A 22,621-nucleotide genomic window follows, 5' to 3' on the forward strand; every position below is an offset into this window, starting at 1 on the left:
GTTACATCATCATATAAGGATTTACATCTATTGAGATAGCCAAACCTTCTTTAATGAACTGTTGTTGATAATGTTCCAATACTTTTTGTAATGTTGGTTTTAATTCTGGTTCATGTTTGTATTTTATCAAACATTGATATCGATATCTATTATTGATGCGTGGAATCGGCGATGCAACCGGACCGAGAATAATCGCTTCTTCAGAAATTCTAGACTGGACATATTTTGTAATTTTTTCAGTCGTCGAAACTGTTTTCATTAAATCTTCGTGGCTGATCGTAATAAGAGTTAAATAGTAAAATGGTGGATACGACCCGACCTTGCGCATGAGCATTTCTTGATGATAAAAGCGATTATAATCCTGCTTTCCGGCATACTCAATACTGTAATGTTCCGGAGTATATGTTTGGATAACTACTTCCCCTTTCAACTCATGGCGGCCTGCCCTGCCACTCACTTGGGTAAGGAGCTGAAATGTTTTTTCACTTGCTCTAAAATCAGGTAAATGAAGCATTGTATCTGCACTTAGAACTCCAACTAGAGTAATATTTGGAAAATCCAGCCCTTTTGCAATCATTTGCGTCCCGAGCAAAATATCCGCATTTCCAGATTGAAAATGTTCTAAAAGTTTTTCATGTGCTCCTTTTCGTCCTGTTGTGTCGACGTCCATACGAACGACTCTAGACCCAGGAAAAATTTTATATAATTCTTCTTCCACTTTCTGAGTACCCGTTCCAAAATACCTAATATGATTGCTTGAGCATTCAGGGCAAGTGTTTGGGACGATCGTATTATATCCGCAGTAATGACATTTCATTTCATTCGTATATTGATGATAGGTTAAAGAGATATCACAATGAGGACATTGCATGACATAGCCACAGTCCCTGCACATCATAAATGATGAGTGTCCCCTTTTATTTAGGAATAAAATGGTTTGTTCTTTTTTATTTAAGCGTTCTTCAAGTTTTTCATGCAATTCTCTTGAAAACATAGATCGATTTCCATCTCTCATTTCCTCACGCATATCGACGATTGAAACAGGTGGAAGTTCTCTATTATTCATCCTTTTTGATAATGTTAACTGGTGATACACTTTTTTTTGAGCTCTTGCAAAAGTTTCGAGAGAAGGGGTTGCACTCCCAAGAATGACTGGGCATTGATAGTGCTTAGCTCTATAGATTGCAACATCTCTTGCATGATATCGCGGTAATTCCTCCTGTTTATAACTAGTTTCATGTTCTTCATCGATAATAATGATACCTAAGTTTTCAAAAGGAGCGAACACTGCGGAACGTGCTCCAACTACAACTTTTGCTTCTTTTCTTTGCACTTTTCTCCACTCATCATATTTCTCTCCAATCGAAAGTCCGCTATGCAAGACTGCTACATCATCGCCGAATCTACTTTTAAATCGATCAACCATTTGTGGAGTAAGAGAGATTTCAGGCACAAGAACAATTGCTTCCTGCCCTTTATTTAATACTTTTTGAATGGATTGTAAATAAATTTCAGTTTTACCACTACCGGTTACACCGTATAAAAGAAATGTTTCATATAATCCTGATTCAATCGTAGATAAAATTGGCGTAATTGCATCATTCTGCTCTTTCGTTAGTTGGAGAGGCTGAGTACGCGCAAATTGTTTATGTTCAAACGGATCACGATAAACTTCCTCATTTTTTTCAAAAAAAACACCTTTTTTCACCAACGCTTGAATAGATGAATGTGGCACCTCTGTTTCAGTTAGCTCTTTGGCAGTATATTGAATAGCCTGTCGCTTTAAAACGTATTCTAAAATCCTCTTTTGATTGCTAGCGTTTGATGGCAGAGAATTCAATAAAGCTAAAATATCCTCATTTTCCATTATAGTTTGATAGACTTTAACTATTTTTTTTCTAGCGCGACTTTTAACATCGTATATTACTTCGGCATTACCTTTCGTTATTTCTTCACGAATAGCTGGAAGGGAATTTTGTTCCTCCGCCATTCTCCAAGATATTTCTGTTTGCCCGACAAACAGTTCGTCCAGAAATGGATTATCTTCCATATTCAATCGCCGAAATCTTTTTTCATATTTTGCTTTCATAGCTGCTGGCAGCATTGCTTGAAAACATGAAATTTTAAAAGAAAGTGTGTCAGTCGCCAACCAATCTCCAAGTGCAAGCAATTCCTCGTTCAGGACAGGTGTTAAATCAAGCGGCTCTTTTAACTCTTTTAACTTTTTTATAAAAGGGCTGTTACTTTTTAATCCAGTAACAAATCCTTGAATCGTTCTTGGTCCAAATGGAACCGCCACCCTCATCCCTGGTTCTATGATCCCAAGCCATTTCTCAGGAACAAGATAATCAAATTCTTTATCTGTTCCAAGAGTGGGCACATCTACAATGACTGTAGCTATGTTCATTGTTTAAAGTCTCCATTTTTCGATATAATTTCTTCTAAAATCTCTTTCGCTGTTTCATGCTTGCTTAACATAGGAAGCTTTTTGATTGAATGATCCTTATGAAATATTGTAACGATATTAGTATCACCTGAAAATCCCGCTCCAGATTCTAGAACATTATTGGCAACAATCATATCTAAATTTTTTCTTTCAAGCTTATTTAGTGCGTACTGTTCCATATCATGTGTCTCTGCAGCGAACCCAACTAGAAATTGATGGACTTTATTTTTACCTAATTCCTGTAAAATGTCATTTGTTCTCTCAAATTCTATCATTAAGTTTCCATCCTTTTTTTTCACTTTCTTATCAGAAACTTTACTCGGCCTGTAATCTGCTACAGCGGCGCTTTTAATAACGATATCGACGTTTTGATAATATTTCATTACAGCTTTGTACATATCTTCTGCACTTTCAATTTTAACAAAAGTTACACCATTTGGAGTCTGAAGGTTATCAGCTCCTGAGACTAAGACAACAGCAGCGCCCATTTTTACTGCTTCCTCAGCAAGAGCATAGCCCATTTTTCCACTAGAATGATTTGTTAGATATCGTACAGGATCGATTTTTTCTTTCGTAGGACCTGCTGTTATCAAAATGTTCTTTCCTTTTAATGGTAAGAACTGCGGTCCGAAATGTGAATGGATTAACTCTACTATTGCTTCCGGTTCTTCCAGTCTTCCCTTTCCAACATAGCCGCAAGCTAAATATCCTTCACTCGGCTCAATGAATCGGTGTCCGAAATTAAACAGAGTATTAATGTTTTTTTGTAATGCAGGATGATTATACATATGAACATTCATAGCTGGAGCGATCCAAACAGGTGCTGTTGCCGCAAGTAAAGTGGTTGAAATCATATCATCCGCTATACCATTTGCTAATTTTCCGATCATGTTTGCTGTCGCAGGAGCGACTAAAATAAGATCTGCCCAATCAGCGAGGTCAATATGAGCAATGACTTTTGGGTTATTTTCAATAAACGTATCAGTATATACTTCATTTCTGGACAAAGCTTGGAAAGTGAGAGGAGATACGAATTTTACGGCTGAATCACTCATGATGACCTTCACATTAAAGCCACTTTGTACGAGCTTGCTTGTAAGTGTACAAGCCTTATAAACTGCAATTCCTCCACTTACGCATAATAAGATATTTTTCCCGTTCATTATATTAACTCCTATCTCTAAACAGTTTCATTAAAAACGTGTATTCAAAAAGGAGAATAAAAAGGAACATATCGAATAACTTCGCTGGAACACTGTCAGCAACGTCGAAACTAGTAAGTTCAAGGCGGCGCAGTTCGAGCATCTGACTTGCATAGGATGTCTGAATTTTTTTTCGTCGCCATAAAATATAGGCGATTTTATCATCCTGATTTGTGAGCAGTGGAGAAACAAGCCAATGAAGAAATTCAATGTGTCATTTTTCTCGGACTTTTTGAACATCCTTTTCTATTATTATTGACTCAAAATAAAAGAAAAGACAACCAATAATAGGTTGCCATCAAAATTGTACTATGCTTTGTCTTCTTCTGTCTTTTTTAGTTTTATTATACCGCCATAAATTTCTTCAAGCGCCTTACCTACATATTTATGTGAGCGATATTTTTCCATCTTTGGATTTTCTTCTTCTTGAAAATTACGGGCCCGGCGAGCGGAAATGGTTACAAGTGAATATTTAGAGTCAATAACGTTCATTAATTTATCAATTGATGGGTATAGCATTTATTTTCCCTCCAGCATTTTTATGTATTTCGAAGCTGCCCTCTCACTACGGCAATGCTCAGCAAGGACAATTGCATTTATGCGGTCAACTGCTGAATCTACATGGTCATTTACAACAATATAATCGTATAGGCTCATTAATTCTATTTCCCTTTTTGCTGCTTCCATACGATTATGTATTAATTCCATAGATTCTGTTCCTCTTCCAACAATTCTACTTTCAAGTTCATTGAGACTAGGCGGCATGAGAAAAATAAATAATCCATCGGGAACTTTTTCACGAACTTGCCTAGCACCTTGCACTTCTATTTCCAGAAAGACGTCTTTCCCCGACGCAAGTGTTCCATTTACATATTCAAGTGGTGTCCCATAATAATTCCCGACATATTCGGCGTACTCCAATAATTTGCCTTCTTTAATTAATTGTTCAAATTCTTCACGACTTCTGAAGAAGTAATCAACTCCGTCAACTTCCCCTTCTCGTGGTTTTCTCGTCGTCATAGAAATGGAGTATTCAAATTTGGCATCCGGACGAGAAAATACCGCCTGCCTCACTGTTCCTTTTCCTACACCAGAAGGTCCGGAAAGTACAATCAGCAATCCTTTTTCTTTCATTGTGCTTTATTCCTACCCTTCTTCATTGTCATCTTTCCCAAATAATCGCTGTGCCACCGTTTCTGGCTGTACTGCTGAAAGTATGACATGTTCACTATCCATAATAATAACTGCCCTCGTCCGTCTTCCATATGTAGCATCTATTAATGTAGCACGATCACGCGCGTCTTGAATGATCCTTTTGATAGGTGCAGATTCAGGTCTTACTATTGATATAATACGATTTGCTGAAACGATATTACCAAAACCTATGTTTAAGAGCTTAATTGACATATTGCTCCCCCAATCTAACTATCGGTTTTTTTCTTTATTTCTATACTCATGTTAAAAATCTTTTGACTGGTCAAATCAAAAGCGCAAGCACCTGTTTAGAAACGTACAAGATTTTAACGTTCTGACAAGATAAAGGAAACACGGCGAGGAACGAGCCGATGTTAACTTATGCAAACAGTAAACGAAAATTTGCTAGTAGCTTGGCGCGAGAGCTTGACTGAAACTTTTTCCTAGAAAGTTATTCACAAAGTATCCAATTTATAATGTATTAATTAAAAATAAATAAAAGGCAATAGAGAATCCTCTATCACCTTTAGAATTATATCATAAGTCATTTCTTTTTTCTTATAAAAAATGATCCTGCTAGTAAAAAAGTTGGTAATGCGCTCATCCCTATTATTAATAACCAGTCAATCGCTTTAATAGATACAGTATGAAAAATCGGTTGCAGCATTGGTACATATATAACCGCAACCATGAGTGCGGCTGAGGAGATGACCGACCATACTAAGTATTTATTTTCAAATGGATTTCTTGAAAAGACAGATATTTCACTTCTGCAATCAAATACATGAATAAGCTGAGCCATAACAAGTGTAGCAAATGCAACTGTCTGCGCATAAGGCAAGTCATTAGGATTTCTATTGTAGATGGCGATGAAGGCTATCAAGGTGGCAATCCCGATTAGAAAGCCTCTTGAAATAATTTTCCAGCCTAGTTTTCGAGCGAAAACACCTTCTTTAACATGGCGCGGTTTTCTTTTCATTACATTTTCTTCCGGCTGATCTAAACCTAATGCCATCGCTGGTAAGCCATCCGTCACTAGGTTCACCCAAAGTATTTGAATTGGAACGAGTGGCAGCGGCAGTGACATAAGCATCGCAAAAAGCATTACTAAAATTTCTCCGACGTTTGAAGCTAGTAAATAACGGATAAACTTCCGAATATTTTCGTAAATATTTCGCCCTTCTTTTATAGCTGCTTTTATCGTAGCGAAATTATCATCAAGTAGAATGAGAGAGGAAGCTTCTTTTGCTACATCCGTTCCTGTGATCCCCATGGCAATCCCGATATCAGCTGCTTTAATAGCAGGTGCATCGTTAATGCCATCCCCAGTCATCGCAACGACATGACCTCGGTTTTGAAAAGCTTTCACAATTTTTAATTTATGTTCTGGTGTGACCCTAGCAAAAACGGCGACATTTTCTACGACATTTTCTAATTCTTCAACTGATAACTCATTTAGCAGCTGGCCATCCATCACTTGGTCTTTTGAACCGAGAATTCCAAGCTGTTCAGCGATGGCACAGGCTGTCGCTTTATGGTCTCCAGTAATCATGACTGTTTTGATCCCTGCCGTTTTACATTCGGCTACTGCAGCTCTCACTTCGGGGCGAGGGGGATCAATCATCCCTTGCAACCCGATAAACGTTAATCCTTTTTCCACTTCTTCTTCCTTTTGCGGTATGTGGTTTGAGTGTATTGGCTTAAAAGCAATGGCTATTGTACGCAAAGCTTGAGCTGCAAGATTGTCCACCGCTACTTTCGCTTCTTTTACTAATTGACCACTTAATAACCGTTGCTTTCCTTCCCATAAAATCGATTCACATTTTTCAATTAATACATCTGGTGCACCTTTCGTAATCGAAAATCTTTTTCCATTCTCATCCTTTACGATTACACTCATCATTTTTCTAGATGAATCAAAAGGAAACTCTTTTTCTATTGTAAATTGTTTAGTCAGTTTATCCTTATGCATTCCCGCCTTCATAGCAGAGAAAAGCAGAGCACCTTCAGTTGGATCACCATCTATAGCAATAGTATCTTTTTGGTAAACCAATTCAGTATCATTGCACAGCACCCCAAAGGAAAGCAGCTGGGAAATTGACTTTTCTTTAAGAGGATCCACTAATTTTTCCTTTTCAAAAAACTTCCCAGCTGTTGTTTCATGATCATCATCTTTTACAAACCAAGTTTTACCACCGCTCCAAAGATGAGTAACGGTCATTTTATTTAAAGTCATCGTTCCCGTTTTGTCTGAACAAATGACCGAAGCGCAGCCTAAGGTCTCAACCGCTGGAAGCTTGCGGACAATCGCATTCTTTTTGATCATCCTCTGTACCCCTAATGATAAAGCGACTGTAACAATGGCTGGCAAGCCTTCAGGTATAGCGGCTACTGCCAGGGATACTCCAGCGAGGAACATTGTATAAACATCATGTCCATGAATGATTCCTGCAGCAACGACTAGTAATGTTAAGAATAAAGCTACTGTAATCAATATTTTTCCGAGCTGCTCTAATCGTCTTTGTAATGGTGTCATTATAGAAATAGTTGACTGTATCATATCGGCAATTCTCCCCATTGCCGTAGACATTCCAGTCGATGTGACGATACCAATTCCGTTTCCACGAGTGATAAGAGTGCCCATGAACCCCATATTATTCATGTCTCCTAGATTAGGAGATTCATCTTCGATTGGATACGTATGTTTTGCTGTAGGAATCGATTCTCCCGTTAACGCTGACTCCTCTATTTCTAGATTATTGGCAATGATGATTCTAACATCTGCCCCCATTCGGTCTCCACTTGTAAATTTCAAAATATCCCCTGGTACGACTTCACGGGAATTGATTTTCATCCACTTTCCATCGCGTAGTGCGTTTACTTGCGGCGCCGATAAGTTTTTTAATGCCTGTAATGATCTTTCCGCTTTTCTTTCTTGAAAAAAACCTAACAACCCATTAATAAGGACGATCGCCATTATAGCGATGGCATCAACATATTCACCAAGAAGACCTGAAAGAAGGGTAGCCCCTAATAAAACAAGCACCATAAAATCCTTAAATTGGCTAAAGAAAAGAAGGATAGCTGATTGCTTCTCGCCTTCTGATAATTCATTCCACCCGAATCTTTTTCTGCGCGCATCGACTGCTTTTTCTGATAATCCTTTTTTAATATTTGTATTTAAAGATTGTTCTACTTCGGATTCTTTCATCCCATGATACAACACGCGGCCATCACTCTCTTCCTCCCCGACAAACAGAAGTTGTCCTATTATAGTAGGAAGTTTATTCAGTGTTTCCGTATTTCATGATATAATTTTCAAAAGAAAAGCGGAAGTGCCTTGCCAATCGACGTACATGCCCAGAGGACATGGCAAATTTAGGCGACGTTCCTTTTTTCGGCCTCTGACTGAGATAAAAGAAACACGACGAGGTTGGAAAAGTGGAAGTCGCCTGAAGAGGAAGGAAGGCTAAATGCGCAACGTCCTGTTGCAGGCTCAGGCATCGACGTCCTGTCGCTTTGCCTGCACTAGGACATCCGTGTACGTCGCAACGCCTTCTTGCCCCACATCCTGTGGGCCTCCGACAAGCAAGTGTTCTGTGGCAAAAAAAGTCTGGATTTTGACTTATATTGACTCGGGTTATTGACCTCGAGGGGCTGGCGAGTGCAGCTAGAAAAGACGAGTTAGTGAAATTGGCACTTCAAATTTCACCTAGTGAAATTGGCACTTCAAATTTCACCTAGTGAAATTGGCACTTCAAATTTAACCTAATGTTGACTTACGCAAAAGAGAAGGGCAAGAAGTTTGCTAGTCGATAGGCGCTGGAGCTAGACAAGAAGAGAAATTAGAAAGAGGATGTTTTATATGCCATTTGATGGTTTTTTCACACGGGCTATGGTGCATGAATTGAAAGCTGCCCTGTCAAGGGGAAGGATTGGAAAAATACACCAGCCATATAAAAATGAATTAGTAATGGTTATAAGAGCCGGAAGACAGAATCATAAGCTTCTCTTATCCGCTCATCCAACCTACGCAAGAGTGCAAATAACAGAGGATAGTTTTGATAATCCAAATGAACCGCCAATGTTTTGTATGATGTTAAGAAAGCATTTAGAAGGCGCCATTATACAAGATATTAAACAAGCGGAGATGGATCGGATTATTATTTTCGAGTTGCGTGGGCGCGATGAGCTCGGTGATGAGTCTTATAAACAATTAATTGTTGAAATTATGGGGAGACATAGCAATATTATTTTAGTTGATAAAGAAAAGGAAAAGATCATCGATAGCATTAAGCATATTCCTGCAGCACTAAATAGTTACCGGACGATTTTGCCTGGTTCAACTTTTATTTCTCCTCCTGCTCAGAATAAATCAAATCCGTTTTCTGCATCAGAACAGGATATCCTTAAAAAAGTAGATTTTAATAGTGGAAAGCTAGACAAACAAATAGTCGAGCATTTTTCTGGTTTTTCACCTATTTGTGCTAAAGAATTGATTTTTAAAGCTGGGCTTGCGAATAGAGAAACCGTCCCAAAGACGTTTGTTTCCCTAATGGATGAAATAAAAAATCATCTTTATGATCCTGCTATTACAATTGCAAATGATAAAGAGCAGTTTTATTTATTCCCTTTTACTCATTTAAATGGTGAGCATAAAAAGTTTGCTTCATTAAGCGAGATGCTCGACCGCTTTTATTTTGGCAAGGCAGATCGGGATCGCGTAAAGCAGCAGGCTTTTGATCTTGAGCGATTAATGAAAAATGAAAAAAATAAAAATGAATCGAAAGTGAAAAAACTTCAGGCTACATTAGAAGCCGCTGAAAAAGCAGATGAGTATCAATTACTTGGAGAATTACTTACTGCAAATATGCATCTCGTTAAAAGAGGGATGAAGGAAATAACTGTTATCAATTATTATGATGAAAACGGTGGACAAATGAATATAGTGCTAGACCCGAGAAAAAGTCCATCAGAAAACGCTCAAAGCTATTATACGAAATACCAAAAAGCTAAAAATTCCGTACAAGTAGTAGAGGAGCAAATTAGCAAGGCCGATGATGAAATTTCTTACTTTGACGGGTTGCTGCAACAACTTACATCGGCGTCGACTAGAGACATCGAAGAAATTCGTGAGGAATTGGCAGAACAAGGCTACTTAAGATTAAGGCATAAAAGAGGACAAAGAAAAAATCCGAACGCCAAACCAATCATTGATCGCTTCGAAGCGTCAGATGGCACCGAAATACTCGTTGGGAAAAATAATAAACAAAATGATTTCTTAACGAATAAACTAGCTGGCCGAGATGAAATCTGGTTCCATACGAAAGATATCCCTGGCTCGCATGTTGTCATCCGCAGTAAAGAGCCAACTGAAGAAACCATTTTCGAAGCCGCTATGTTAGCTGCGTACTTCAGCAAAGCCAAGAACTCAGCATCCGTGCCAGTCGATTTTACTAAAATAAGACATGTGAAAAAGCCAAATGGCTCAAAACCCGGATTTGTTATATACGATAATCAACAGACAGTATATGTTACTCCTGATGAAGATAGAGTGAAGAACATGCAAAGAACATAAAAAAACAAGCAAGTCTATTGGAATGTCCTGCTTGAAAATATACAGTTTAATGTTGTTTCTATTGAGAAAATAAAATGTTGGTGCTTCTCCATTAACTAGATTCCATAAGATTGGATGCTTAATTCTCGACGAAAGTCGATATTTGCTGGCTTTCATCGAGAATTAGCATCGAATGATATTTTACAGAAACTAATAGATTGGATATGACCCCTACTTACCCCAACCTTCAGGATTTTCTCTAAAACTTTCCAATAAAGCTACATCCTTTTCTGCAATAATGCCTTTTTTCAATGCCGCATTAATTAAACTGCTGTAGTCAGTCAATGAAACTGTTTTTATTTCCGCTTCTTCCAATCGTTGTTTTCCTTTGTCCAGCTCATATGTAAAAATAGACACAATTCCCAGAACTTCAACACCTGCTGAGCGGAGTGCTTCTGCCGCTGCAATAGCACTTCCTCCCGTAGAAATCAGATCCTCGATTAGAACTGCTTGTTGCCCCTCAATAAACTTCCCTTCGATTTGATTTCCTTTTCCATGGCTTTTCGCTGATGATCTGACATAGCACATAGGCAATTCTAAAAGATCACTTACCCATGCTGCATGAGGAATTCCAGCTGTAGCCGTTCCAGCAATTAACTCGACATTTGGAAATTCTGCTTTAATTAATTCTACTAGTCCTTTTGCAATTTCTTTTCTTAATGTTGGATATGAAAGTGTCATTCGATTATCACAGTAGATTGGAGATTTTAATCCGGAGGACCAAGTGAATGGATCATTTGGACGTAAGAATACTGCTTCTATTTCTAATAGTTGTTCAGCAATTTTTTCTGAAATCATTTAATTCAACTCCCATTCATATTTCACCCGTTCATAAGCTTTCAAAGGATTTTCAGCTTGAGTAATGGACCTGCCTACTACAATATGGGTAGCCCCCCGTTTTCTAGCGCCAGATGGCGTTACGATCCTTGACTGATCATGAGAGTTATCACCTATCATTCGAATTCCCGGAGTAACTTTTAAAAATGCTTTATTAGTAGCATCCGAGATTTCTCCAGCTTCAAGAGCAGAACAAACAACTCCATCAAGACCCGCTTCAAAAGCAAGTTTTGCATAATGTATAACTGAATCCTCTAATTTTCTATCTATCAATTGTTCTGTCTGCATTTGTACCTCACTCGTACTTGTCAATTGAGTGACGGCAATAAGTTTCGGTCTTTCCATTTCTTTTGGCGTTCCTTCTTCTAACCCCTTAAGTGCATATTCCATCATTTTGGAACCGCCCGCAGCATGAACGTTGACCATATCTACACCGAGACCCGCCATTACTTTCATCGCACTATAGACGGTATTTGGAATATCGTGCAATTTTAAATCAAGAAAGATCTGATGTCCTTCTGATTTTAACCAATTAATGAAAGATGCGCCTTCATTATAGAATAATTCCATGCCTACCTTAACAAATAACTGTTCACCTTGAAATTGATATAAAAATTGCTCGGCATAGACTCGGTCCGGAAAATCAAGAGCAATGATTGGCTTTTGCACCATACATTTTCCAACTCCTTCCGGTTAATTCACTAATATGCGTAACGTTAAGTTCATCAAGTTTACTAGGAAGTTCTTCAATAATGCGTGGACAAATAAATGGGTCTGTAAAATTCATTGTTCCAACAGCTACTGCACTTGCACCAGCATAAAAATACTCAATGACATCATCTGTAGATTCTATTCCACCCATACCGATAATTGGAATATTCACTTTCTGGCTCACTTCGTAAATCATTCTTATCGCAACAGGTTTAATCGCAGGACCGGATAAACCACCGCTCTTATTAGCTAATATAGGCTTTCCTGTTTTAATATCGAGGCGCATGCCAAGTAAAGTATTAATCATTGTAAGACCATCTGCCCCAGCTTCTTCAACAGCTTGAGCCATCCCAACAATATCTGAAACATTAGGTGACAATTTTACATAAACAGGAACAGAAGATACTTCCTTCACTCTTTTTGTTAACTCTGCTGCTACTTCAGGGATCGTTCCAAAAGCAATTCCGCCTTTTTTCACATTTGGGCAAGAAATGTTTAATTCCAAAGCTTTCACATTTCGCGCTGCAGAAATTTTTTCTGCGACTTCCACATAATCCTCAGTTTCTGATCCAGCTACATTCGCGATAATTGGAACATCAAATTGTTCAAGCCATGGAAGCTCATTTACCAAGACTCCTTCTAGCCCAGGGTTTTGTAAGCCTATGGCATTTAACATACCTGCTGACGTCTCTGCTACTCGAGGTGTCGGGTTTCCGTATCTTGGTTCTAACGTAGTTGCCTTGATCATGATAGCTCCAAGAATGGATAAATCGTAAAATTGGCTATACTCTTTTCCAAAACCGAAACAGCCTGAAGCAGGCATAACTGGGTTTTTCAGTGATAACCCTGGTAATTCTATTTGTAGTCGATTCATGTTAAAACCACCTTCCCGATCGGAAAAACAGGACCATCACTGCATATTTTTACATATTTTGAACCAGTTGGATCATCAGCAAGATGACAGACACAAGCAAAACATGCTCCGATTCCGCATCCCATTCTCTGTTCAAGTGATAGGTAGGCTTTTCTTCCTTTAAATCGTTCTTCTAATGCCTTAAGCATTGGCGTTGGGCCACAAGAATAAAGAACATCAAAGTCAATTTTGTTTTCATCAATGACGTTCGTTACAAAACCTCTAGTACCAAGAGATCCATCTACTGTTGCTATAAATGTTTCTCCTAGTTCAGAGAATTTATCATCATAAAATGACTTCCCAGCAGTTTCAAAACCAAGTATATGAATAGTTTTCGTTCCTTGTTTGTTTAACTGTTTTGCAAGTTCGTATAATGGCGGAACCCCAATACCTCCCCCAACAAGCAGGGCTGTTTCACCTGATGTAATTTCTTCAATTGGAAAACCATTACCAAGCGGACCTAAAACATCCAATCGGCTGCCTTCCACATTGAGAGAAAGAAGTTTCGTTCCTTTTCCTTCCGCTCGATATATGACAGAGAACTGATTCTTTTCCTTTTCAATCGAAGCAATACTAATTGGTCTACGTAAAAGCGGGTCAAGCCCAGGGTTTGTTCTAATATGAACAAATTGCCCTGGCTCATCCATTTCCTTTACTAGATCCCCTTGTAATGTCAACTCGAAAATGTCTTTCGCTATTTGGTTTTGGGAGATGACTAGCATTTTTTCTTGATGAATCATTTATACATCGCCTCTTTCAGCTCTACTTCCCCTTTTCCCATTGCCTCAGCGGAAAAGACCATAGATTCTAATACCCCAAGGATCGCCTCAGCCGTATCAAGTGATGTTAAACAAGCTACACCATTTTCAACGGACTCACGTCTAATTCTAAATCCATCTCGTTCTGGTTGCTTACCTTTTGTTAAAGTATTGATGACAATTTGTGCTTTTCCTTGTCTGATCACATCTATGAGCGTTGGGCCAGTTGAGCCAATTTTATCAACAACTTCGACTTTTATTTCTGCTTTTTCAATGATAGCTGCCGTTCCGCTCGTCGCGATAATACGATAGCCTATCGCGGAAAATCTTTTAGCAAGCTCTAGCGCTTCATTTTTATCTTTATCAGCGACTGTTATTAAAACAGTACCGTATGTCCTAATGTTCATACCTGATGCAACGAGACCCTTATAAAGAGCTTTTTCCATCGTTTTATCTTTACCCATTACTTCACCTGTTGATTTCATTTCAGGTCCGAGCGTAATATCCACTCTTCTTAGTTTGGCAAAAGAGAAAACCGGTACTTTCACATAAACACCTTTTTGTTCTGGAGCAATTCCCGTTTCATAACCTAATGACTGTAAAGATTCACCAAGAATCACTTTTGTAGCTACATTCGCCATTGGAATCCCGGTTATTTTGCTTAAAAATGGTACAGTTCGGCTTGATCTAGGGTTTACTTCGATCACATATAATTCATTTTGCGAAATGACATATTGGATATTTAAAAGTCCTACAATCTCAAGACCTTTTGCTAACCTAATTGTATAGTCAACAATTTTCCCTTTCATTTCTTCACTAATATTTTGTGGTGGATAAACTGCGATCGAATCTCCTGAATGGACACCTGCTCTTTCAATATGCTCCATTATCCCAGGGATAAGTACATTTTCTCCATCTGAAATCGCATCTACTTCAATTTCTTTACCGACTAAATAGCGATCGACGAGCACTGGCTGGTCGGGGTTCACTTTTACGGCGTTGTCCATATAATGAAGTAGTTCATGCTCTTCATAGACGATTTCCATCGCCCGACCACCGAGTACATAAGAAGGTCTAACTAATACTGGATAACCAATATCTGTCGCAATTTTCACTGCTTCTTCGACAGAGAATGCTGTTTTTCCTTTTGGCTGTGGTATTTCTAAATCTGATAATGCCTGTTCAAACTTATCTCTATTCTCGGCTCGATCTAAGCTTTCAAGCGATGTACCGAGTATTTTTACTCCTCTTTCTTCGAGTGCACCTGCTAGGTTAATAGCTGTTTGACCACCGAACTGGACAACAACACCTTCTGGCTGCTCCAAATCGATAATATGCATAACATCTTCAATCGTGAGCGGCTCGAAGTATAGCTTATCGGAAATACTGAAGTCCGTAGATACAGTCTCAGGGTTGCTGTTGATAATAATCGCTTCATATCCAGCTTCTTGGATCGCCCATACGCTATGAACAGTCGCATAATCAAATTCAATTCCTTGCCCAATCCTTATTGGACCAGATCCTATTACTACAACACTCTTTTTATCTGTTTTGATCGATTCATTTTCAGTTTCATATGTCCCGTAAAAATAGGGAGTATCTGATTCAAATTCACCTGCGCATGTGTCCACTTTTTTATAAACTGGAATAATTCCATTCGCATTGCGCCATTCATATACCGTTTTTTCATCAGCTTCCCATAATTTGGCTACCGTTTTATCCGAAAAACCCAATTCTTTTGCTATTCTTCCAAGTTCAACATTGAATGGTTGTTCTCTTAAACTTTCTTCCAGTTTTACGATTTTCTCCATTTTATATAAGAAGAAAAGATCAATCTTACTCCACTCATGAACTTCTTCGATGGAAATTCCTTGTCTTAACGCATCACCTATATAAAATAAGCGTTCATCTGTTGCTTTTACAATCTGTGTTTGTAAGAAATCTCGATCATACTGACTTCCGTCTGGATGTGCCAAATGGTAAACATTGCTTTCTAGGGACCTGACTGCTTTTAATAATGATTCCTCAAAAGTGCGTCCAATCGCCATTACTTCGCCTGTTGCCTTCATTTGCGTTCCAAGTCTACGATTCGCCGATTCAAATTTATCAAATGGCCATCTCGGAATTTTACATACAACATAGTCAATTCCCGGTTCAAAGCAAGCACATGTTTTCTCCGTTACTGGGTTCATAATTTCATCTAATGTATAACCAGCGGCAATTTTTGCTGCTAGCTTTGCAATTGGAAATCCTGTAGCTTTTGAAGCAAGTGCAGATGACCGGCTCACACGCGGATTTACTTCAATTAGATAATAATTAAAGCTATAAGGATCAAGCGCGAGCTGTACGTTGCATCCACCTTCAATTCCAAGCGCTCGAATGATTTTTAATGATGCATTTCTCATCATCTGAACTTCTCTATCACTCAATGTTTGACATGGAGCTACTACAATGGAATCACCAGTATGGATCCCGACTGGATCAACGTTTTCCATATTGCATACAACGATCGCATTATCATTGCTGTCGCGCATTACCTCGAATTCTATTTCTTTATATCCTGCAATACTTTTTTCTATTAAACATTGTCCGACAGGGCTATTTTTTAATCCACTTGTCACTATTTCTTTTAATTCTTCAAGATTCTCACAAATACCGCCGCCTGTTCCACCTAGTGTATAAGCGGGGCGTACGATAATCGGGAATCCAAATTGTTCAGTAAAGGCAATCGCTTCTTCAAGCGTATGAACAATATCACTGTCAGGTACAGGCTCATTCAGTGTATTCATTAGTTCCCTAAATTGGTCTCGGTCTTCAGCTTGTTCAATGGCGGATAGTCTTGTACCGAGGATTTCCACGTTGCATTCCTCTAAAACGCCTGCTTTTGCAAGTTGCATTGCCATATTTAATCCTGTTTGTCCACCTAATGTAGGGAGGATGGCATCCGGTCTTTCTTTACGGATGATCCTTGATACAAACTCCAATGTAATCGGCTCTATATATACAGCATCTGCAATTTCAGTATCAGTCATTATTGTTGCCGGATTTGAATTGATTAAGATTACTCGATAACCTTCTTCTTTCAAAGCAAGACATGCCTGAGTTCCTGCGTAATCAAATTCCGCTGCTTGTCCTATGACGATTGGGCCTGAACCAATGACTAAAATACTTTCTATATCAGTACGTTTTGGCATGCTGTTCCACCCTTCCATTTTGTTCATTCATGATTTTGAAGAATTGATCAAATGCTTTTTTTCCATCCTCTGATCCTGGTGATGCTTCTGGTTCATATTGTACTGAAAATGCTGGGAATTGATTATGCTTGATTCCCTCAATTGAGCCGCCGTTTAAAGCTTTGTGAGTAATTGTAAGAATTGTGGAATCAACAGATGATTCGACTACTTCGTACCCATGATTTTGAGAAGTGAAGATGATTTTACCTGATTCCAGCTCCTTAATAGGATAACTTGATCCTCTATGGCCAGTAGCCATCTTCTCGGTTTTACAGCCATTGGCAAGTGCAAATAATTGATGTCCTAGGCCAATTCCGAAAAGTGGAAAATGTTGTTGTATCTCATTAATAATTTCCCAAACTTCATGAATATCATCTGGGTTGCCTGGACCATTAGAAAGCAATACTCCATCAGGTTTAAGGGAAATGATTTCTTCTGCAGTCGTATGATATGGAACTACTTTTATATCGCAGCCACGCTCTGTTAGCTCACGCAGTATTCCATGTTTAACTCCGAAATCTACTACGACGACACTATTTCCACGTCCTGGACTTGGGAATGGTTTTGTTACTGATACTTTTTTAACTGCTTCATGGCAGTGTACATCGGCTTGCATCTGTGAAACGATGGTAGCTGTATCCTCTTCAAATCCACATATAGCGCCTTTTAATGTCCCTTTATCTCTAATTAATCTTGTTAGCATCCTTGTATCAATTCCAGCAATACCAGGAATGTTTTTTAACTTTAAAAATTCATCTAATGACATATTGCTGCGCCAATTTGAAGGGAACTCACTTGCTTCTTTTACAACTACTCCTTTTATGACAGGTTGAATGCTTTCAAAATCATCACGATTGATGCCATAATTTCCGATTAATGGATAGCTAAAAGTAATAATTTGCCCATAGTTCGAAGGATCTGAGATTACTTCTTGATAACCTGTCATTCCTGTATGGAATACAACTTCACCAATTGTATCTACCTCACTGCCGAAAGCTTTTCCTATAAAGATTGTTCCATCTTCAAGTACTAGTTTCCTTTTCATTGTCCTTCAATCCCTTCAGACCAAATTAATTTGCCATTTACAAAAGTTGCTGCTGGCCATCCTTTACAATTCCATCCACCAAATGGCGTATTTTTGCCTTTTGAAGCAAAGTTCTCAGGGGTAATTTCTTTTTCAAGCTCTAAGTCAAGCAATGTAATATCTGCGTCTTGCCCAATTTCCAATGTTCCACTTTTCAAACCAAAGGTTTTTGCTGGTATGCCCGTCAGCCAATCGACAAGCTGCTCCAAAGTACAGATGCCTTTTTCAACAAAATGTGTGTTTAACAGCGGGAATGCTGTTTCTAAACCCACGATGCCGAATGGTGCTAATTTCATTCCTTTTGCTTTTTCCTCGGCTGCATGCGGCGCATGATCAGTTGCGATAAAGTCGATTGTTCCATCAAGCAGTCCTTCAATTAAGGCTTTACGGTCATCTATTCCCCTTAACGGTGGATTCATTTTAAAGTTAGTATCATCACCTGCAATATCTTGATCAGATAGAAGTAAATGATGAGGTGATACTTCTGCAGTTACTCGTATACCAGCTCTCTTTGCATCTCTAACCGCTCTTACCGATTCCTTTGTACTTATATGGCATACATGGTAATGGCAGCCTGCTGCTTCAGCGAGAAGGACATCCCGAGCAATATGAACCGACTCACAAATGGATGGGATTCCAGGTATACCCGATTGCTTTGAATATTCACCTTCATGAATGGCTCCACCGTAAATTAATGAATTATCTTCACAATGAGCGACGATGGCCATATTTACTTCAGCTGCTTTTTTCATTGCTTCATACATCATACCCGCAGTTTGAATGCCGACGCCATCATCTGTAAAAGCAAATGCCCCTGCTTCTTTAAGCGCCGCAAAATCAACAAGTTCTTTTCCTTCTTGATTTTTCGTAATAGCTGCATAAGGCAATACTGTTACAGACCCCCGTTTTTTACATTCATCTACAAGCCATCTCATTTGTTCTGCGTTATCAGGTACTGGCTTTGTATTAGGCATTGCCGCTACAGTCGTAAACCCGCCTTTTGCAGCAGCAAGCGTCCCTGTTTCAATCGTTTCTTTATGTTCGCCGCCCGGTTCACGTAAATGGATATGAAGATCGACAAATCCAGGAGCTAGCGTTAATCCAGTTGCATCGAATTCTTCTTCACCTAGATTTACTAGATTTTCTCCGATTTCAGCAATTTTCCCGTCATTTATTCTAAGATCGATTGTTTCTGAATTTCCTTTAATAGTACGTGCGTTTTTAATAAGCCAATTCATTATGTAACCCCCTATTGTTCTAATAATTTTCTTAATACTGCCATTCGAATATACACACCATTTTCCATTTGCTTGAAGATTCTTGATCTCTCACATTCAACAAGACTATCAGCAATTTCTACATTTCTATTGACAGGGGCAGGGTGCATTATAATACTTGATTTTTTCATCCTTTTCTCTCTTGCTTCTGTTAGACCAAATTTTTGATGATACTCATCAGCTGTAATGGTTGTATAGCTCAAATGGCGTTCATATTGGATTCTAAGAAGCATGAGGACATCAACTGTTTCCACTACTTCATCTATATTAAAATTACATTTAATATCTGTTTCTGAATCGATAAACCATTCTGATGGCCCAGAAAAAATAACATCTGCACCTAGGGCTGTTAGTGCGTCTCTGTTTGATTTCGCTACTCTGCTGTGGCTTAAATCTCCTACTATTCCAACCTTCAAATCTTTGAAAGTGCCAAATTCCTGCTTGATCGTATACAGATCCAATAGGGATTGAGTCGGGTGTTGGCCACAACCATCTCCACCGTTTATGATTTTAACATTAACTTTATTTATTAATTCATCGTAATAATGATCTTTTTCATGTCTGATAACCGCAACATCAATTCCTATCGATTCTAGTGTTTTGACGGTATCGTATAAGGTCTCACCCTTTAACAGACTGGAACAATTCGTTTCAAAAGGGATAACATCCAAACCAAGTTTTCGTTCCGCTACATCAAAGCTAGTTTTTGTTCTTGTACTAGGTTCAAAAAATAAATTCGCAGCAAATGTTTTCTTATTTGGAGACCATTGATCGCCGTTTGAAAATGACTCAGCCAAATCTAATATTTCCATTATTTCATCAGTGGATAAATCATTCATTGTTACAAGATGATTTTTCATTCGTTCTGCCTCCATCTCTTTTATAAAAAAACCCCTCCAGTCCATATTCGACAAAGAGGGGTTCAGTAAAGAAGAAGCTTAACTTAGCTTCCATCCATCCTCCCTTTGCCAGCCTCACAGGACCGTTTTTAAAAGGGAATTATTCATTTTTATATATACTTACTTGATCGCTTCCATCTGATTCCGCAAGTTCAACAACAATTCTTTCAATACTTGCTGTGGGAATGTTTTTCCCGATAAAATCAGCACGTATCGGCAGTTCCCTATGACCGCGGTCTACTAAGACAGCAAGTTGGATGGCAGATGGTCTACCAACGTCCACAAGAGCATCCATTGCAGCCCGGACAGTTCTGCCCGTATACAAAACATCATCTACTAAAATGACTTTTTTATTATTGATATTGGTTGGAAGATGGGATCCTTTTACTTCAGGCTCAGCATCTTTTGTTTTTGGTGTCAGATCATCTCGATATAATGTAATATCCAGTTCCCCGACTGAAATAGGCATTCCTTCAATTTGTTCAATCCTTTTTGCAAGTCGATCAGCGATATAAATTCCCCTTGTTTTTATTCCAACGAGAATGCAATCATTGATCCCTTTATTTCGTTCAATAATTTCATGTGCAATTCGAGTGAGTGCTCTTTGAATTGATTTTTCGTCTAGGACAATTGTTTTTTGTACCATTTCACTTCACCTCTTAATTGTTCAAAGTAAAAAACCCTCTTGCCAAAAGGCAAGAGGGTATACTAATCCCAAATCATGATTGTGTCGCGGTTAAAAATAACCGGCACATTAGGTCGTATCCTTCTCAGCCTCTCTGGACTAAATTAAAGGTGCTTTATTAAACTATAAACACTATATTACTTCTACGCAGTTTTGTCAATTCTGATCTCGCAAATTTTCAAGAAGATCACTAAAATATTCTGGTATAGGTGCGGAAAATTCCATATATTCCTTTGTCCGAGGGTGAACAAATCCAAGGATGCCGGCATGCAAAACTTGACCATTCATATTCATTGTTTTTCTAGGTCCATATTTTGGATCTCCTACTAAGGGGTAACCAATGTATTTCATATGGACACGAATTTGGTGTGTTCTTCCAGTCTCCAATACACATTCAACATATGAAAAATCGCCAAATCTCTCCAGCACGCTAAAATGAGTGACGGCATGCTTTCCACCTTCAATGACAGTCATACTTTGACGATCTTCCTTATCTCTTCCAATTGGTGCATCAATCGTACCATGATCATGCGGAATCACTCCATGCACAAGAGCAAAGTATTTCCGTGTAACTGATTTTTCTACAAGTTGATTGACAAGACTTACATGCGCAGCATCATTTTTTGCGACCATTAATAGTCCTGAAGTATCTTTATCAATTCGATGTACAATCCCTGGACGCATAATCCCATTTATTCCGGATAGATCATGGCAATGTGCCATTATTCCATTTACAAGCGTCCCTGTAAAATGACCTGGAGCAGGATGGACAACCATTCCTTTAGGCTTATTGACGACAAGCACATCAGAATCTTCAAAATAAATATCTAAATCCATTTGTTCCGGTTCAATATTTAAAGGCTCAGGTTCAGGAATAGTAATTTCAATATAATCATTTACATCACATTTATAATTTGCTTTTTCTCGATTTTTGTTAACTTCTATATGACCATCACGAATCCATTGCTGAACCTGTGAGCGTGACCATTCAGAGTTTAGTCCTGTAATGACCTTATCAAGGCGCTCACCTTTTTCAGTATCAAGTATCGTATGTTCAATTTTGTTCATGAGGTTTCACCTTTTCTTCCCGTCCCTCTTTTATCATCTGAATGAATATTAATGCTACACCTATCGTTAACGCCGAATCCGCTATATTGAAAATTGGAAAATCATAAGTAAAAATATACGTATCAAGAAAATCGACTACTTCTTTTCTAAATAAACGGTCCAAAAAGTTCCCGATAGCTCCACCCAAAATAAATGCTAAGCTTAGCTGAAATAATGGTTTGCCTTTCGCGTGTTTTTCTAAATAATAAATAACTGCTGCAATAACAATAATTGTTATTATGTAAAATAACCACATTTGACCTTGCAGGATTCCCCATGCAGCCCCTTGATTTCGATGTGAAGTAATGTAAAAAAAGTTTTCTATGACTGTTATTCTTTGGCCCAAATCCATATTATGTACGATAATCCACTTAGTAAGCTGATCAAAAGCGATCACTAATAATGCGATAGCATAATATATCATTATAATTCCCCCGATTTCTAGTAAGATTCCCTTTGTGAATTTTAGCATAAATCAAGTATTAAAAACAGATTTAAAAACCTTCCGCCAAATAACGGAAGGCTTTTAAATTTTATCTGTCTAGCTACAGCGCCTATCGATTAGCTAACTTCTTGCCTTTCTCCCTACGATAAGTCAACATCAGATGAAATTTGAAGTGCCAATTTCACTTGGTGAAATTTGAAGTGCCAATTTCAC

Annotated in this window: 18 protein-coding genes; 1 reads left to right on the top strand and 17 read right to left on the bottom strand. The window is 38.4% G+C overall.

What is annotated here, in order from left to right; all coding sequences use genetic code 11:
* Position 1: 1 nt before the first annotated feature.
* From priA to KHA96_RS05670, 6 genes are all read right to left on the bottom strand, one after another.
* Positions 2–2,407: a primosomal protein N' gene (gene priA, locus KHA96_RS05645; RefSeq protein WP_213128280.1), complete on the bottom strand. Its 2,406-nt coding sequence runs from the start codon at positions 2,405–2,407 to the stop codon at positions 2–4.
* Complete coding sequence (gene coaBC, locus KHA96_RS05650; protein WP_213128700.1) at positions 2,404–3,612, bottom strand: bifunctional phosphopantothenoylcysteine decarboxylase/phosphopantothenate--cysteine ligase CoaBC; 1,209 nt, start codon at positions 3,610–3,612, stop codon at positions 2,404–2,406. Before coaBC ends, priA begins: the two co-directional genes overlap by 4 nt.
* A 345-nt stretch (positions 3,613–3,957) precedes the next feature.
* On the bottom strand, positions 3,958–4,167 hold the full coding sequence (gene rpoZ / locus KHA96_RS05655; RefSeq protein WP_213128281.1) for a DNA-directed RNA polymerase subunit omega: 210 nt from the start codon (positions 4,165–4,167) through the stop codon (positions 3,958–3,960).
* Positions 4,168–4,782: a guanylate kinase gene (gmk, locus tag KHA96_RS05660; RefSeq protein WP_213128282.1), complete on the bottom strand. Its 615-nt coding sequence runs from the start codon at positions 4,780–4,782 to the stop codon at positions 4,168–4,170.
* Between the two features lie 12 nt (positions 4,783–4,794).
* Positions 4,795–5,055, bottom strand: a complete 261-nt coding sequence (gene remA, locus KHA96_RS05665; protein WP_213123159.1) for an extracellular matrix/biofilm regulator RemA — start codon at positions 5,053–5,055, stop codon at positions 4,795–4,797.
* Positions 5,056–5,386: 331 nt separating this feature from the next.
* A complete protein-coding gene (locus KHA96_RS05670; protein ID WP_349305686.1) occupies positions 5,387–8,068 on the bottom strand; it encodes a cation-translocating P-type ATPase in 2,682 nt (893 codons plus the stop codon).
* 639 nt (positions 8,069–8,707) lie between these two features.
* On the opposite strand from KHA96_RS05670, the gene KHA96_RS05675 reads away from it, so the two are divergent.
* Positions 8,708–10,420, top strand: a complete 1,713-nt coding sequence (locus KHA96_RS05675; RefSeq protein WP_213128284.1) for an Rqc2 family fibronectin-binding protein — start codon at positions 8,708–8,710, stop codon at positions 10,418–10,420.
* Positions 10,421–10,630: 210 nt separating this feature from the next.
* On the opposite strand, the gene pyrE is transcribed toward KHA96_RS05675, so the two are convergent.
* The 11 genes from pyrE to lspA all read right to left on the bottom strand — a co-directional run bounded on the left by pyrE (position 10,631) and on the right by lspA (position 22,387).
* On the bottom strand, positions 10,631–11,254 hold the full coding sequence (gene pyrE, locus KHA96_RS05680) for an orotate phosphoribosyltransferase (RefSeq protein ID WP_213128701.1): 624 nt from the start codon (positions 11,252–11,254) through the stop codon (positions 10,631–10,633).
* A gap of 3 nt (positions 11,255–11,257) precedes the next feature.
* A complete protein-coding gene (pyrF, locus tag KHA96_RS05685; RefSeq protein WP_213128285.1) occupies positions 11,258–11,968 on the bottom strand; it encodes an orotidine-5'-phosphate decarboxylase in 711 nt (236 codons plus the stop codon).
* Positions 11,940–12,881, bottom strand: coding sequence for a dihydroorotate dehydrogenase (locus KHA96_RS05690; RefSeq protein ID WP_213128286.1), 942 nt, complete (start codon positions 12,879–12,881; stop codon positions 11,940–11,942). The genes pyrF and KHA96_RS05690 overlap by 29 nt, the downstream gene beginning before the upstream one ends.
* On the bottom strand, positions 12,878–13,660 hold the full coding sequence (locus KHA96_RS05695; protein ID WP_213128287.1) for a dihydroorotate dehydrogenase electron transfer subunit: 783 nt from the start codon (positions 13,658–13,660) through the stop codon (positions 12,878–12,880). The genes KHA96_RS05690 and KHA96_RS05695 overlap by 4 nt, the downstream gene beginning before the upstream one ends.
* Entirely contained in the window at positions 13,657–16,872 is a 3,216-nt protein-coding gene (carB, locus tag KHA96_RS05700) for a carbamoyl-phosphate synthase large subunit (protein ID WP_213128288.1), read from the bottom strand. Before carB ends, KHA96_RS05695 begins: the two co-directional genes overlap by 4 nt.
* A complete protein-coding gene (locus KHA96_RS05705) occupies positions 16,856–17,956 on the bottom strand; it encodes a carbamoyl phosphate synthase small subunit (protein WP_213128289.1) in 1,101 nt (366 codons plus the stop codon). The genes carB and KHA96_RS05705 overlap by 17 nt, the downstream gene beginning before the upstream one ends.
* The gene (locus tag KHA96_RS05710) at positions 17,953–19,233 is read right to left on the bottom strand and encodes a dihydroorotase (protein WP_213128290.1); all 1,281 of its coding nucleotides are present in this window, start codon (positions 19,231–19,233) and stop codon (positions 17,953–17,955) included. Before KHA96_RS05710 ends, KHA96_RS05705 begins: the two co-directional genes overlap by 4 nt.
* A gap of 11 nt (positions 19,234–19,244) precedes the next feature.
* On the bottom strand, positions 19,245–20,132 hold the full coding sequence (locus KHA96_RS05715) for an aspartate carbamoyltransferase catalytic subunit (RefSeq protein WP_213128291.1): 888 nt from the start codon (positions 20,130–20,132) through the stop codon (positions 19,245–19,247).
* Positions 20,133–20,271: 139 nt separating this feature from the next.
* A complete protein-coding gene (gene pyrR, locus KHA96_RS05720; protein ID WP_213128292.1) occupies positions 20,272–20,817 on the bottom strand; it encodes a bifunctional pyr operon transcriptional regulator/uracil phosphoribosyltransferase PyrR in 546 nt (181 codons plus the stop codon).
* A gap of 195 nt (positions 20,818–21,012) precedes the next feature.
* Positions 21,013–21,924 (bottom strand): RluA family pseudouridine synthase, encoded by a 912-nt coding sequence (locus KHA96_RS05725; RefSeq protein WP_213128293.1) that lies wholly within the window; start codon positions 21,922–21,924, stop codon positions 21,013–21,015.
* On the bottom strand, positions 21,911–22,387 hold the full coding sequence (gene lspA, locus KHA96_RS05730; protein WP_213128294.1) for a signal peptidase II: 477 nt from the start codon (positions 22,385–22,387) through the stop codon (positions 21,911–21,913). The genes KHA96_RS05725 and lspA overlap by 14 nt, the downstream gene beginning before the upstream one ends.
* Between the last annotated feature and the right edge of the window lie 234 nt (positions 22,388–22,621).

This window comes from Bacillus sp. FJAT-49711, from assembly GCF_018343715.1.
In the GTDB taxonomy this organism is placed as follows: Bacteria; Bacillota; Bacilli; order Bacillales; family Bacillaceae_C; genus Lederbergia.

What these genes read in the sequence shown, in the direction of transcription:
- priA (WP_213128280.1), bottom strand. Translation starts at nt 2,407, where the DNA reads ATGAACATAGCTACAGTCATTGTAGATGTGCCCACTCTTGGAACAGAT.
- rpoZ (WP_213128281.1), bottom strand. Translation starts at nt 4,167, where the DNA reads ATGCTATACCCATCAATTGATAAATTAATGAACGTTATTGACTCTAAA.
- gmk (WP_213128282.1), bottom strand. Translation starts at nt 4,782, where the DNA reads ATGAAAGAAAAAGGATTGCTGATTGTACTTTCCGGACCTTCTGGTGTA.
- remA (WP_213123159.1), bottom strand. Translation starts at nt 5,055, where the DNA reads ATGTCAATTAAGCTCTTAAACATAGGTTTTGGTAATATCGTTTCAGCA.
- KHA96_RS05675 (WP_213128284.1), top strand. Translation starts at nt 8,708, where the DNA reads ATGCCATTTGATGGTTTTTTCACACGGGCTATGGTGCATGAATTGAAA.
- pyrF (WP_213128285.1), bottom strand. Translation starts at nt 11,968, where the DNA reads ATGGTGCAAAAGCCAATCATTGCTCTTGATTTTCCGGACCGAGTCTAT.
- KHA96_RS05690 (WP_213128286.1), bottom strand. Translation starts at nt 12,881, where the DNA reads ATGAATCGACTACAAATAGAATTACCAGGGTTATCACTGAAAAACCCA.
- KHA96_RS05695 (WP_213128287.1), bottom strand. Translation starts at nt 13,660, where the DNA reads ATGATTCATCAAGAAAAAATGCTAGTCATCTCCCAAAACCAAATAGCG.
- carB (WP_213128288.1), bottom strand. Translation starts at nt 16,872, where the DNA reads ATGCCAAAACGTACTGATATAGAAAGTATTTTAGTCATTGGTTCAGGC.
- KHA96_RS05705 (WP_213128289.1), bottom strand. Translation starts at nt 17,956, where the DNA reads ATGAAAAGGAAACTAGTACTTGAAGATGGAACAATCTTTATAGGAAAA.
- KHA96_RS05710 (WP_213128290.1), bottom strand. Translation starts at nt 19,233, where the DNA reads ATGAATTGGCTTATTAAAAACGCACGTACTATTAAAGGAAATTCAGAA.
- KHA96_RS05715 (WP_213128291.1), bottom strand. Translation starts at nt 20,132, where the DNA reads ATGAAAAATCATCTTGTAACAATGAATGATTTATCCACTGATGAAATA.
- pyrR (WP_213128292.1), bottom strand. Translation starts at nt 20,817, where the DNA reads ATGGTACAAAAAACAATTGTCCTAGACGAAAAATCAATTCAAAGAGCA.
- KHA96_RS05725 (WP_213128293.1), bottom strand. Translation starts at nt 21,924, where the DNA reads ATGAACAAAATTGAACATACGATACTTGATACTGAAAAAGGTGAGCGC.
- lspA (WP_213128294.1), bottom strand. Translation starts at nt 22,387, where the DNA reads ATGATATATTATGCTATCGCATTATTAGTGATCGCTTTTGATCAGCTT.